We start from the raw sequence: 12,732 nt of genomic DNA, 5'->3' as shown, positions 1-12,732 counted from the left end.
CACTAATTAACTAATCTCTAATCACTAAAAAATGTGCGAAACAAGGGTACTAAGTCAGCAGGGTTCGGCCATAATCAGTCATTGTGCCGATTGCCAAACAGTTTTCATCTGGCACAATAACCTGGTGCTTAATTTTACCCGCAATCAGTTTGCCGATTTCAGGCGATTTGCAGATGACATGGATTTTGATGACCGCGCGCTCCCTTTCCCCGACGGATATGACCGCGCCGTGCTGCGCACCCCGCATAACGATATCAACTTTGCCTTTACCCTTGGCGAGTGGGATAACTTTAAGCAGGCAATGGATGAGGCGGCTTACATGCTGGAGGTTTATAGCTTGATGGGGGAATGAGTTGGAAGATCAGGTCAGTTTTTAATGTTGAAAAGGCACGTCGGCTATTTAACTCACCCGGTCGTGCTTCGCTCGACCACCCTCTCTCCGCTGCGCGGAAAGAGGGGACATGCAATCTTTCACTACAATTTCTGCCCTCTTTTCGCACAGCGAAGAGAGGGTCGACCAGCGTAGCGTAGTCGGGGTGAGTCTACACCATTATGATAGCGTTTTAGCAAATTTAACACCCGTTAAATTTTAACTACCAGCGTGGTTTATTAAATTTGAGTTCAACCACCTCAAAACACATGAAATCAAAACTTATCTTCCTGCTATTGCTGGCCTTATGCACGCAGGCTTTTTCCCAATCAAAAAACAGTATTTCTATTGTTTACGGCACTACATCAAACAGCGTTGATATCCACGGCGTTTCGGGCGATTTTGGGTATGCAGACAGGCGTGGCTCCCAGTTTGGCATTAATTATACGCGCGACATTAACCATACCTTATCGCTGCAAACCGGGCTTTTCTTTTCAAGCGACGATGTGCGGCTGACCACCGTGGGGCCGCTAAGCACCGGGCCTAAAGATGGTAACATCAAGTTGATGAGCATCCCGGTTATTGCCCGGATAAATTTTTTGAAATATGTTTTTGTTGATGGCGGCCTGCTGGCTGATTTTGAAACCAATTACTCGGCAAACGGAGCCGACGCGGCTAATAAACAAGCCACAAAGCAAACGGGCATTGGTTTTGAACTGGGTATTGGCGGTAAATGTAACTTCGGCGCTTTAAACCTGTTTGTAAATCCATTTTTTCAGGACCATGCTGTTACCAGGTTTGGCAACAACGGTTCAAACTTTAACCTGATAGATGCCGGCTTTAAGTTTGGCGCGGGGTATAGTTTTTAAGGATAATATTAAACCCGTCATGCTGAGTGATATAATCCCGGCGGCCTCTAATGGTTTTTATGACATGCCGATGAAAGCCCCCTCTAAATCTCCCCCAAAGGGGGAGACTTTGGAACCCTCTCCTCTGGAGAGGGCAGGGTGAGGCTTCAGCGGAAAAACAAACCCGTCATGCTGAGTGATAGCGAAGCATCCCCGATATGCATGCCGGGGATCTTTCGCTATCGCTCAAGATGACGGATTATGAATGATTACTTCATCCCGATCGATTTATCCCGTATAGCCTTAAACTCGGATCCGGCTTTCCATCCCGGCCAGCTGGTTTCGTTGGCCAGTTTAGTGCCCAGGCGATACAGGATATCGGCCGTTTGCACCATGCCGGTTACGTCTATATCGGCCGAGTAGTTATCTGATGGCTGGTGATAGTGATTGCTGGTGAAATCCTCTTCCTGCTTCAGGCCCCATTCTTTGCCGTGCGCCTTACTGTCAGTTCCGCTGTTAATATCCAGCGCAGGGATGCCCACCTTGGCAAAGTTAAAGTGGTCTGACCGGTAGTAGCTTCCCGCTCCGGGTTTCGGGTCGCCCACTAAAACACGGCCATCGGCTTTGGCCAGTTCTTCAAGCGCGTCCTCCAATTGGTTTTGGCCTTTGCCGGTAACGGCTATATCCTTGGTTTCGCCAAAAGAGTGCAGGGCATCCATATTGAGGTTGGCCACGGTTTTATTAACCGGGAAGATGGGGTGCGTAGCATAATATTCAGATCCCAGCAAGCCCTGCTCCTCAGCAGTTACCGAAAGGAAGACTACCGTACGCTTTGGCTTTTCCTTAGCGTTAGCAAAAGCTTTGGCCACGGCTAAAATAGCCGCGCTGCCGCTGCCGTTATCAATAGCGCCGTTGTAAATGCTGTCGCCCCTGGCATCGGGTTTACCAATACCCAGATGGTCCCAATGGGCGCTGTAGATCACGTATTCATCGGGCGTAGTGCTGCCTTTTAGTGTGGCTATCACATTGTGCGACATGGCATATTTTAGCTTGGTTTTCACCGTTACGCTGATGTTTGAGTTAAGCGGTACGGCCTTAAAATCGCGCTTGCGGGCCAGGGCGCGGAAATCGCCGGCAATTCCGGCCGATGCCAACAGTTTAGTGGCCGCGTCTTCGGTTATCCAGCCCTCTACTTTGCAGCGGTTCATGTGTTTATCGGCTTGCTGCAATTCTAATTTAGCGCCGGTATTGCTGGTATTCACCACCTGCCATGGATAGCTGGCAGGCTCGGTTTGGTGGATGATGAGCACACCTGCCGCACCTTGTCGTGCTGCTTCTTCATATTTGTAAGTCCAGCGGCCATAATAGGTCATGGTATCGCCGTGGAAAAAGGTCGGGTCGCCGGCTTTAAAACCCGGGTCGTTCACCAGTACCACTACGGTTTTGCCTTTTACATCCAAACCGGCATAATCGTTCCATTTATATTCGGGGGCCACCACACCGTAACCGGCAAATACCAGCGGCGAGTTCTTCAGCTCTACCGATTCGGTTTCCTGGCGGGTTAGCGCTACAAAGTCGGCCGATGGGTTTAGCGTAACATTTTCCTTGCCGGTGATGGTAATGGGCGATGGGGTGCTGGTTACCTCCACCATCGGCACATCCTGGAAATAGCTGCCGTTGTTGCCCGGTTCCAAACCCAGCTTCTTGTACTGATCGGCCAGGTATTTGATGGTTTTGGTCTCGCCATCGGTAAAAGGCTTGCGGCCCATCATCGAGTCGTTAGCCAGTACGGCCAGGTGGCTTTTAATGTCATCGCCGCTAACGGTGTAGGCCGTTTTTTCGGGCTGACTGCAGGCGGCAAAAAGCATGGCGCCCAACAGGTAAATGGGGGTGTGTTGAAATTTCATCGATGGAAATTGGTTTGATATCAAATGTAAAAACAATTAGTTGTTTATCAATAACCTGGCGATTTTGGGCTTTTTGTGCCCAACAACAATGTAACATCTTTGTTAAGTTTGTGGAATTTCAAGTCCACGTTCATCTATCCTTTAAAAACAAAATAATATGAAAAAGATAAGCATCATCATAGTATTACTATCGATAACATTGGCCGGGATGGCCCAAAGTGTAGACCTGCGCCGCAAAATTGAGGTGAACGGAACAGCCGAAAAAGAGGTAACCCCCGATATCATTAACGTATCCATTTCCCTGAAGGAATACATCGACGGGAAGACCAAGGTAACCATTAGTCAACTGGAAACACAACTGGAAAAAGCGGTGAACGAGGCAGGGATCCCTAAGGAGGATTTTACCATCAACAACCTCTCGGGCTATAACTATACCTACCAAAAAAAGAAGAACCCCGATTTTTTGGCCAGCAAGCAATACGGTATCCGCTTTCATGATCTGAATCGTTTTAACCAGATAATGAGCAAGTTAGATGCAAAGGGCATCCAATCGACCAATATCGACAGCTACGATTATTCGAAAATAAACGAGTTGAAGAACGAACTGAAATTGAAGGCATTGCTAAATGCAAAAGAGAAGGCAGCCTTCCTTTTAACCGGCATTGGCGAGAAGTTAGGCGGCGCGATTGACATTGTGGAGAACGAGGACAGCAACTTCTCATCGCCACGCCCGGTGATGTATATGGCTAAAGCCGCCATGGCCGATGCCGCGCCCGAATCGGATATCGACGTGAAAAAGATAAAGCTTAGCTTCCAGGTGCACGCCGTTTTTGAGATTGCCAAATAATACCCTTTACACATGCCTGCAGGTAACCTTTTTACAACCTGCAGGCATGTTAATTTAATGTTGCTCTACCGTTAGCTTTTTAATATCAAACAATAAGTGCTTGACAACGGGCTTTTTGTGAAGTATATTTAAACAACTAAACTTTTTGAGCATGATCCGTATGAAGACGGGTAAACTATTGGTGGTGGCATCAAGCACTTCCTTAGTACCTATCCCGGCAAAGAAGCAAGTAATACACATCACCGGTACCGAGCGCATATTCCCCCTCATCCACGAGCAAAAGCCCGATGGCATTATACTGGACTACGACCATTTGGGCACCGATACCGAAAAAGTTCTACGCCGGCTCACCGGCAACCCCTACTACAGTAAAATAAAAATATCCTGCTATAAAACCAAGGCACATACCCGGGTTGATGATCTGCTGAAGACCTTAGGCGTGCAGCATTTTATTTACGCCGCAGATACCAAACCCAAAGCGAAGAATAATGCTGTTAAAGCCCTGAGCGAAATGTTGGAAGCCAGGCTGATCAGTACGCTGGCTGAGGCGGGGTATTAATCCCCTTGTCATGATGTATGTAAACTAACCAAGGTTAATACTCACCCGGTCGTGGCTACGCCCGACCACCCTCTCTTTCCTTTGGAAAAAGAGGGGATGGGGTTATCCGATACTGTTCCTGCCCTCTTTCCGCGAAGCGAAGAGAGGGCCGACCAGCGTAGCGTAGTCGGGGTGAGTACTCGCGAAAGTCGCGATATAAATTGAGAAGATTTCCTAAAACCCAAACCTGGTATACAAGGCCACTTGCATTACATGGTTAATGGTATACGCTTCGGCATGTTTAATGTATTGGTTCAGATAACCGGCCTCTACATCTATCATTTTATTTAAGCGATAACCGAAGGCGGCATAAGCGCGGTTTTGATCGAACACATGTTTGTTGATCTTGTCCTTATTTTGCACGTTGGCAAATGCCTCATTTTGTAGTGCTACGAAAGTGCCTTTAACAAAAGGAGCCTGCGTGTTTAGCGGAACTACGCCACGTACAAAATAACGGAATCGCTGCGCGAAGACATCGGGCTGGGTAGCCGTTTGGCCTAAAAAGCGCTGCTCTAACCGAAAGCGGTGGCTGATGGCGGTATTGGTGCCGGCCTTGTGCGATACGATGAACTGCTCGAATATGCGGTGCTCGGGCCTGAAGGTATGGGCGCCGGTAGCGGTACGGCCATTAGCTGTAACGTAGGCATAGCCCAGGTCAAGGTGCTTGCTTTTGTCGAAGTAGTAATTAACAGACGGCCTTAGCAAGATGTTTTTTAAGTAGGCGGCGTGATGTGCCGAGCGAAACTGCCCATCGAACGATGCGCCCCATTTGTCGTTGAATTTTTGTGTGTGGAACCAGGCTCCCCAGCCCGATAGTTCGTTTACTTGTGCCGATGCCGTTCGTGCAAAAACAACAGCGACTAATAAACAGATCAGTGTTTTAAATTTCATTAATTAGCGTTTTAGTTTTCGTGCCTAAATAACGCAAAATCGGGGAGTTTCTTATCAGGAATGTTACAATTGATAAAACTAAAGAACATCACGTCATTGCGGGCGATAGCGTGGCAATCTCTACGAAAGTAGGGCGGCTCTGCTTGTCTATTTTACTCACCCGGTCGTTGCTTCGCCGACCACCCTCTCTTCGCTGCGCGAAAAGAGGGGACACATAGTATTTATAAAACAGACTTGTTAAGTTCAAAACTTCGTAAGTCTTACAATGCATTGCTCCTGCCCTCTTTTCGCGCAGCGAAGAGAGGGTCGACCAGCGCAGCGTAGTCGGGGTGAGTCTACGCCGCTATGCATATCAGTCTATCCACTCAAACTTAGTATACGGCACCAAAACTTCCGGCACTTTAATACCCTTTTCAGTTTGATTATTCTCCAGCAAAGTAGCCACGATGCGTGGTAAAGCCAGCGCGCTGCCATTCAGTGTATGTGCCAGTTGGGTTTTACCCTCGGCATTGCGGAAGCGTAATTTAAGTCGGTTGCTCTGGAAGGTTTCGAAATTTGATACCGACGATACTTCCAACCAGCGCTGTTGTGCCGCGCTCCAGGTCTCCATATCGTAAGTTAAGGCCGATGCAAAGCCCATATCGCCGCCGCAAAGGCGCAATACACGGTATGGCAGGCCAAGCTTTTGCAGCAGGCCTTGTACGTGCAGGCTCATTTCTTCCAGTATCGCGTACGATTTTTCAGGATGCGCTACCTGTACTACTTCCACCTTATCAAACTGGTGCAGGCGATTCAGCCCGCGCACATGCGCACCATACGAGCCAGCCTCGCGACGGAAGCATGGCGTATAGCCGCAGTTCATTACCGGCAGCTCGTCGGCTTTTAATATCACATCGCGGTACAGGTTGGTGATGGGCACTTCGGCGGTAGGGATCAGGAATAGTTTATCCTCATTGATATAATACATCTGCCCCTCTTTATCCGGCAACTGTCCGGTACCAAAGCCCGAAGCCTCGTTAACCACCAGCGGCGGGATCACCTCGTTATAACCGGCTTTTTCGGCCTCATCTAAAAAGAAGCTGATCAGCGCGCGTTGCAGTTTAGCGCCTTTGCCTTTGTATACAGGGAAGCCGGCACCGGTTATCTTAACACCCAGTTCAAAATCTATCAAATTATATTTAGCGGCCAGTTCCCAATGCGGCAGGGCATTTTCGGGCAAAGCCGGGACAGCGCCGTTCTCCAACACTACCTCGTTCTCTTCGGGCGTTAAACCTTTAGGTACCGAGCTATGTGGCAGATTAGGCAGCAATACGATCTTTTGTTGTAATTCTTCTTCTGCCGATGCTAATTCGTCGGTCAGTTTTTTGATCTCTTCCTTCCAGGCGCTGGTTTGGCCCTTCAGGGTATCTGCTTCGTCTTTTTTACCAGTGCGCATCAGTTCGCCAATTTGTTTGGCCGAAGCGTTGGCTTTGGATTGCAGATCCTCACTTGTTACCTGTAACGAGCGGCGTTGCTCGTCTAAGGCAATGATCTCATCTACCAGGCCCGGCTGTTTAAAATTTTTTACAGCCAAACGTTCCAAAACCTGTTCCCTGTTTTCGCGGATATAACTAACTTGCAGCATTATTTGAATAATTAAACGGCAAAGATATAACAGTTCATGGTTTATAGTTCATGGTTCATAGCTAAAATTGAACCGTCGGACAAAGTACTATGATCTATGAACCATCATCTATGAACCAAACTGGCAAACTTTACTTAGTACCCACCCCCATTGGCAACCTGGAGGATATGACCTACCGGGCCATCCGCATTTTAAAGGAAGCCGACCTGATACTGGCCGAAGATACCCGTACATCGGCACCAATGCTGAAGCATTTTGGGGTTACCGGCCGGGTGTTCGCGCATCACCAGCATAACGAGCATCAGAGCAGTAATGAGATCATCAAGTTTTTAAAGGAGGGCAAGAACATCGCGTTGATATCCGACGCGGGCACCCCTGCAATTTCCGATCCCGGGTTTTTTCTGGTGCGGGAAGCTTTGAAGCATGAGCTTCCGGTAGAATGCCTGCCCGGCGCTACGGCATTTGTTCCCGCGCTGGTTAATTCAGGTTTCCCTACCGATAAGTTTTGCTTCGAGGGTTTTTTGCCGCTGAAGAAAGGCCGGCAAACCCGCTACAAAATTTTAGCCGAAGAAGAGCGCACTATTATACTGTACGAATCGCCGCACCGTTTATTGAAGACGCTGGATGAGATGGCCACCTATTTCGGCACCGACCGCCAGCTATCCGTATCGCGCGAGCTAACCAAGATGTTTGAAGAAACCGTGCGCGGAACTGTTGCCGAGATGAAAGCACATTTTGAGACCCACCCGGTGAAGGGGGAGTTTGTAATATGTGTGGCCGGGGCGGTGGTGAAAGCGAGTAAGAATAAGTATAGGGATGAGGAGGAAGATTAGCTAATTATACCCATTGTCATTGCGAGGAGCAGCGGGGGGATGATGTGATGGAGCGACGCGGCAATCTCGTAGCAATACAAAAACGATATGCAGATTAACCAATATGCCGTTTACATTATAACAAACAAAGCTAATACTGTATTTTATACAGGCGTAACCGGCGAATTACAAATACGGATATTACAGCATAAAAGAAAAGAATACAAAGGATTTTCCGCGCGGTTCAATTGTAATAAATTGGGTTACTTTGAGCTATTTCAATGGATACAGGATGCCATTGATCGGGAGAAGCAAATTAAAGCAGGTTCACGGCAAAAGAAGATCGATTTGATAGTTTCTGTTAACTCATCCTGGAGTGATATGAGTGATGGATGGTATGATTGAGTTTGTGGAGTATGGTTTGCGACGAGATTGCCGCGTCGCCCCACTTCACATAGCCAACTCGTGCTCCTCGTAATGACAAAGTTTAATATGAAAAAAAACATACAACTCGCCCTGCTTTCAGGCTTATTGCTGTGGATAGCCTGGCCGCCTATTCCGTATACCACATTCCTGCTTTTTGTGGGCTTTGTACCCATGCTGGTGGCCATGGAAAACATCATTAGCACAGCCGGCGAAAAAAAGGGGCGCAAGATCTTTCGTACCGCGTTCTTCGGGTTTCTGGTGTGGAACTTCCTGAGTATCTATTGGGTTTACAACGCGATAAAGTACATTGGCGAGATCGTGGCCATCCCGGTATCGTTGATACCTTATTGTCTTGGCCCGCTGTTGATGGCCTGTGCCTGTTGGCTGTACTTCAGGTTGCGCTTGCTGACCGGCCGCGGCTGGAGCCTGGCCGGGCTGGTTTGCCTTTGGATTGGCTACGAATACCTGCACCAAACATGGGGCCTTAACTTCCCCTGGATGACTTTGGGCAATGGTTTTGCCACATCGCACCAGTGGGTGCAATGGTACGAGTATACCGGCGTTTACGGCGGTACCATATGGATATGGCTGGTGAATATCTTTGTATTCCTGATCTACATTGGCATGCGCGAGGCGCAAAATAAACAGGTTAGGTTAAAGCTGATAGCGGGATTGGTATTGATCATCGTGCTGCCATTGGGCTTATCGCTATACCGGTACAACACCTACCAGGAAGCCCCCGATCCATCGAACGTGGTGATCGCACAGCCCAATATCGATCCTTATGCCAAAGAACACACTTACCCTGCCGCGCAGCAGATAGATATACTGACGCACCTGTCTGATTCGCTGGCGCAGCCCAATACCGAGTTCTTCATCTGGCCGGAGACCGCCATTGCCGAAACGGTGGAGGAGAACCATATTCGCGATAACCATTATTACTTCCAGGTGAAGCAGTTTTTAAACCGCTATAAAAACGGTAATGTGATCACCGGTATGGAGGGCTATAAGATCTATGATTACGAGGCCACCAAAACAGCCAGTCAGTTTACTAATGGTAACCAGTTTTACGATAGCTTTAACTCGGCGGTGGCGATTGAAAACTCGTCAGAGGTGCAGATCTACCATAAATCGAAACTGGTGCCGGGTGCCGAAACACTGCCATTTGGTAATGTGCTATCGTTCATGAAGCCTGTGTTCGCGCATTTGGGCGGGGCTGCGGGGAGTTATGGTGTACAGGATAGCTCGCAGGTGTTTTACGCGCAAAGCGGCATCGGCGCCGATCCGGTCATCTGCTACGAATCCATCTTTGGCGAATACGTGGCCGGCGCGGTAGGCAAGGGGGCGCAATTTATCGCCATCATCACCAACGATGGCTGGTGGGGCAATACATCGGGCAAGGACCAGCATTTGGATTATGCCAAGTTGCGCGCTATTGAAACCCGGCGCTGGGTTTGCCAATCGGCCAATACGGGGATCTCGGCGTTTATCAACCAACGGGGCGATGTGGTGCAGCATACCAAATGGTGGGTGCGGACGGCGCTAAAGCAAAATATAAACCTCAGTACCGATATTACTTTTTATGTGCGCTACGGCGATTACATCCCTAAGCTGGCCAGTTTAGTGGCTTTGCTGCTGGTTGTTTTTATTATCGTTCGGTTAAAGGTGAAACGTAAAATTACAACCAGCGAAGCGTAAGACAGAAATTATTCAGGATTCTGGCAGTTTCGATGTACCGTTAGGTACATCTGGTCGGTAGTATTGTAAGGCCCGTTTACCAGGCGTTCCTACAGGAACGTTTCGTGATCACCACAAATTTTCTACCCACCAAAAGTTCTTATGGAACTAAAAAGCTTTGGGCAATAGTTAAAGGTGGACTTGTTAGTTTTAATATTTTTACACAAAGCATTGTAAATCAAACCAGTTTTACGCCTATCTTTGTAGCCGTTTTTAAATTTTATTTAAAAGATAGCGGTTTAAGGCATGCGGATAACCCTGATTGTTCTATTTTGCAGTATCAGCTTAACGGCATCGGCACAATGGTGGCGGCTGAAGAAATTGCCCGAACACCCGCCCGCCATTGAAGCCGCGCAGCACGTTTCCCCCCAAAACTTTCTTGTAACTAAAACCCCGCGCCCGGTTATTAAAACGCAGGTGCTATCGCCCGGCGATTACCGCCTGGAAGTGATGGAAGCCGAGGTAATGCGGACCGCACAACACAATATGCGCTTCAGGATATACGATGTAGCCAGCGTAAACTTTAGCGACCTGGCGCAACTGTATGTAAAGCAAAACCGCTATTCGGAGGCTAAGTGGTACTTTTTACAAAGCACCTTTTTGGCCCGACAGCAAAATAACAACCGGCTTACCATCAGCAACCTGTGCAAACTGGCTATGGTGAAGTTGGAAATTGGCGATTTTATACTGGCGCAGCAAGACCTGCTGGAAGCCCGCGAAATTGCCGCGTCGCACGGCTGGCTGACCGAGCTGCTGGAAACCGAAAAGCAATTAAGCGCCATTCAGTATAGCCGCTTTGCCACGCTTAAAGGCAATATACGCTATGCCGAACTGGCGGCGCAGGATTGATATTGCTTTTTGGCCAGCCGCTTCAAAATGAGGCTGTCTCAAAAGCGAGGCAGCCTCTTTGTTTTTGAGCGTAATTTTCAGTAACTTAAAGGCATGGGAGGAAAAGTAGTCTTTAAGGAATATGATCCTGACCAGTTAACCTTTTTACCGTATAAACTGGAGGAACTGGTACCGCAGGGTCATCCGGTACGTATTGTATCGAAGGTGGTCGATCAGGTAGATGTTAAACCGATTAACCGCAAGTATAAAGGCGGCGGGGCATCCAGCTTTCATCCGCGGCTGATGCTCAAGCTGCTGATCTACGGTTATCTGACCAACACGTATTCTTCACGGAAGTTGGAAGACCAGGCCGCGCAGAATGTACATTTCATGTGGCTTTTAGGCATGAAAAAGCCTGATCACAATACCATCAACCGTTTCCGGAGCGAGAAGCTGTCGGGTGTTTTAAAGGAGATCTTCTCACAGATCGTATTGTTATTACAGCAGGAAGGTATCGTCTCGCTGAAAGAAGCTGTTTTTACCGATGGTACCAAGATCGAATCGGTAGCGAACAAGTACACTTTTGTATGGGGCAAAAGCATTAAGAACAGCAAGGAGAAGATGAAAGCCCAATTGGATGAACTGTGGAGTTATGCGCAAACCATCGCTGCCGAAGAACTTAAAGACACCGCACCGCTGGAATACAGCGAGATCAACCCGGAAAAAGTAAAAGAAACGATCTCAAAGATCAACGCCGCCCTGGACGATAAGGAAGATGTCGATAAGAAAGTAAGGCAGAAGCTGAACTATGCCAAAAAGCACTGGCCGGAGAACCTGGCCCGGTATGACGAGCAGGAAAAGCTGTTAGGCGGTCGCAACAGCTTTTCGAAGACCGACCCGGGTGCCACCTTCATGCGGATGAAAGAAGACCCTATGCTGAACGGGCAGCTTAAACCCGGATACAATCTGCAGATCTCCACCCAGGAGCAGTTCATCTTGAACTATAGCCTGCACCAAACCACAACCGATTACCAGACCCTTCCATCACACATCGAACAATACGAAACTTTATATCATGCACTTCCAAAAGCGGTAGTGGCCGATGCGGGCTACGGTTCGGACGAGAACTATGGCGTATTACAGCAAAAAGGCATTGAAGCTTATATCAAATACAACACGTTCGACCAGGAACAAAATAAAGGCATCAAAGCATTCGGTAATGACAGTTTGCACTATAATGAACAGGAAGATTACCTGGTATGTCCGATGGGACAACACATGCAGCATATCGGCACCGGGCAGCGGGTCACCACATCCGGCTATGTGCAACTGATCAGCCGCTATCAGGCGCAGAATTGTGAAAACTGCCCCATGCGGGGCGTTTGTCACCAAGCAGCCGGTAACCGCGTGGTGGAGATCAACCACAGCCTTAGAATACACAAGCAGATAGCGAAAGAAAGATTGAATACCGAACAGGGCATCAAATACCGAAAGCGACGGCCCGCAGATGTCGAACCGGTGTTCGCCAACCTGAAGCATAATCACGGCTTCAGGCGATTCCTGCTGAAGGGAATGTCCAAAACCGAGGTCGAAATAGGGTTATTATCCATCGCACATAACCTCAGAAAGTGGAAAGCCTGATAAAAAAGGCTTTTTATCCGATAAAAACACCTGAACCAACTCAAAAAAATCGAAAGCAGGCTGATACAGTCCCGCTTTCCTAATAACTCATCTAAATCGGCATCAACGAAAAAACCGCCTCATAATTGACTTATGAGACGGCCTCATTGGTAGAATAATAAGTGAGTTTATGCGCGTGCCATAGGTACGCAATATCATATACC

At 48.2% G+C, this 12,732-nt stretch carries 12 protein-coding genes; 9 read left to right on the top strand and 3 right to left on the bottom strand.

Features of this window, described 5'->3' with window-relative positions:
• The first annotated feature begins 31 nt into the window (after window positions 1-31).
• Together HQ865_RS20295 and HQ865_RS20290 are read left to right on the top strand one after the other, a co-directional pair.
• Window positions 32-352, top strand: a complete 321-nt coding sequence (locus HQ865_RS20295) for a DUF6686 family protein (RefSeq protein ID WP_237073502.1) — start codon at window positions 32-34, stop codon at window positions 350-352.
• A 287-nt stretch (window positions 353-639) separates the two neighbouring features.
• Window positions 640-1,239, top strand: coding sequence for a hypothetical protein (locus tag HQ865_RS20290; RefSeq protein WP_173416658.1), 600 nt, complete (start codon window positions 640-642; stop codon window positions 1,237-1,239).
• 248 nt (window positions 1,240-1,487) lie between these two features.
• Here the strand turns inward: HQ865_RS20290 and HQ865_RS20285 are convergent, their stop codons facing one another.
• On the bottom strand, window positions 1,488-3,125 hold the full coding sequence (locus HQ865_RS20285; protein ID WP_173416657.1) for a M28 family metallopeptidase: 1,638 nt from the start codon (window positions 3,123-3,125) through the stop codon (window positions 1,488-1,490).
• A 157-nt stretch (window positions 3,126-3,282) separates the two neighbouring features.
• Here HQ865_RS20285 and HQ865_RS20280 point away from each other — a divergent pair, with 157 nt between their 5' ends.
• Entirely contained in the window at window positions 3,283-3,972 is a 690-nt protein-coding gene (locus tag HQ865_RS20280; protein ID WP_173416656.1) for an SIMPL domain-containing protein, read from the top strand.
• Window positions 3,973-4,123: 151 nt separating this feature from the next.
• Window positions 4,124-4,531 carry a hypothetical protein gene (locus HQ865_RS20275; RefSeq protein WP_173416655.1) on the top strand — a complete coding sequence of 136 codons (408 nt, stop codon included), beginning with the start codon at window positions 4,124-4,126 and terminating at the stop codon, window positions 4,529-4,531.
• A 213-nt stretch (window positions 4,532-4,744) separates the two neighbouring features.
• On the opposite strand, the gene HQ865_RS20270 is transcribed toward HQ865_RS20275, so the two are convergent.
• Both HQ865_RS20270 and serS read right to left on the bottom strand, forming a co-directional pair.
• Window positions 4,745-5,461 (bottom strand): DUF2490 domain-containing protein, encoded by a 717-nt coding sequence (locus HQ865_RS20270; RefSeq protein WP_173416654.1) that lies wholly within the window; start codon window positions 5,459-5,461, stop codon window positions 4,745-4,747.
• 352 nt (window positions 5,462-5,813) lie between these two features.
• Entirely contained in the window at window positions 5,814-7,085 is a 1,272-nt protein-coding gene (gene serS, locus HQ865_RS20265; RefSeq protein WP_173416653.1) for a serine--tRNA ligase, read from the bottom strand.
• A 110-nt stretch (window positions 7,086-7,195) separates the two neighbouring features.
• Between serS and rsmI the strand changes: the two genes are divergently transcribed.
• From rsmI to HQ865_RS20240, 5 genes are all read left to right on the top strand, one after another.
• Window positions 7,196-7,918: a 16S rRNA (cytidine(1402)-2'-O)-methyltransferase gene (gene rsmI, locus HQ865_RS20260; RefSeq protein ID WP_173416652.1), complete on the top strand. Its 723-nt coding sequence runs from the start codon at window positions 7,196-7,198 to the stop codon at window positions 7,916-7,918.
• Between the two features lie 87 nt (window positions 7,919-8,005).
• Window positions 8,006-8,302: a GIY-YIG nuclease family protein gene (locus HQ865_RS20255; protein ID WP_173416651.1), complete on the top strand. Its 297-nt coding sequence runs from the start codon at window positions 8,006-8,008 to the stop codon at window positions 8,300-8,302.
• A gap of 87 nt (window positions 8,303-8,389) precedes the next feature.
• Window positions 8,390-10,021 (top strand): apolipoprotein N-acyltransferase, encoded by a 1,632-nt coding sequence (lnt, locus tag HQ865_RS20250; protein WP_173416650.1) that lies wholly within the window; start codon window positions 8,390-8,392, stop codon window positions 10,019-10,021.
• Between the two features lie 285 nt (window positions 10,022-10,306).
• The gene (locus HQ865_RS20245; protein WP_173416649.1) at window positions 10,307-10,909 is read left to right on the top strand and encodes a hypothetical protein; all 603 of its coding nucleotides are present in this window, start codon (window positions 10,307-10,309) and stop codon (window positions 10,907-10,909) included.
• A 93-nt stretch (window positions 10,910-11,002) separates the two neighbouring features.
• Entirely contained in the window at window positions 11,003-12,529 is a 1,527-nt protein-coding gene (locus HQ865_RS20240) for an IS1182 family transposase (RefSeq protein ID WP_173414705.1), read from the top strand.
• The last annotated feature ends 203 nt before the right edge of the window (window positions 12,530-12,732 follow it).

The organism is Mucilaginibacter mali, from assembly GCF_013283875.1.
Classification (GTDB): domain Bacteria; phylum Bacteroidota; class Bacteroidia; order Sphingobacteriales; family Sphingobacteriaceae; genus Mucilaginibacter; species Mucilaginibacter mali.
Note: the sequence above shows the minus strand (reverse complement) of the source record. Positions and strands in the feature narration are given on the sequence as shown.

What these genes read in the sequence shown, in the direction of transcription:
- HQ865_RS20295 (WP_237073502.1), top strand. Translation starts at nt 32, where the DNA reads ATGTGCGAAACAAGGGTACTAAGTCAGCAGGGTTCGGCCATAATCAGT.
- serS (WP_173416653.1), bottom strand. Translation starts at nt 7,085, where the DNA reads ATGCTGCAAGTTAGTTATATCCGCGAAAACAGGGAACAGGTTTTGGAA.
- rsmI (WP_173416652.1), top strand. Translation starts at nt 7,196, where the DNA reads ATGAACCAAACTGGCAAACTTTACTTAGTACCCACCCCCATTGGCAAC.
- lnt (WP_173416650.1), top strand. Translation starts at nt 8,390, where the DNA reads ATGAAAAAAAACATACAACTCGCCCTGCTTTCAGGCTTATTGCTGTGG.
- HQ865_RS20280 (WP_173416656.1), top strand. Translation starts at nt 3,283, where the DNA reads ATGAAAAAGATAAGCATCATCATAGTATTACTATCGATAACATTGGCC.
- HQ865_RS20290 (WP_173416658.1), top strand. Translation starts at nt 640, where the DNA reads ATGAAATCAAAACTTATCTTCCTGCTATTGCTGGCCTTATGCACGCAG.
- HQ865_RS20245 (WP_173416649.1), top strand. Translation starts at nt 10,307, where the DNA reads ATGCGGATAACCCTGATTGTTCTATTTTGCAGTATCAGCTTAACGGCA.
- HQ865_RS20285 (WP_173416657.1), bottom strand. Translation starts at nt 3,125, where the DNA reads ATGAAATTTCAACACACCCCCATTTACCTGTTGGGCGCCATGCTTTTT.
- HQ865_RS20240 (WP_173414705.1), top strand. Translation starts at nt 11,003, where the DNA reads ATGGGAGGAAAAGTAGTCTTTAAGGAATATGATCCTGACCAGTTAACC.
- HQ865_RS20270 (WP_173416654.1), bottom strand. Translation starts at nt 5,461, where the DNA reads ATGAAATTTAAAACACTGATCTGTTTATTAGTCGCTGTTGTTTTTGCA.
- HQ865_RS20255 (WP_173416651.1), top strand. Translation starts at nt 8,006, where the DNA reads ATGCAGATTAACCAATATGCCGTTTACATTATAACAAACAAAGCTAAT.
- HQ865_RS20275 (WP_173416655.1), top strand. Translation starts at nt 4,124, where the DNA reads ATGATCCGTATGAAGACGGGTAAACTATTGGTGGTGGCATCAAGCACT.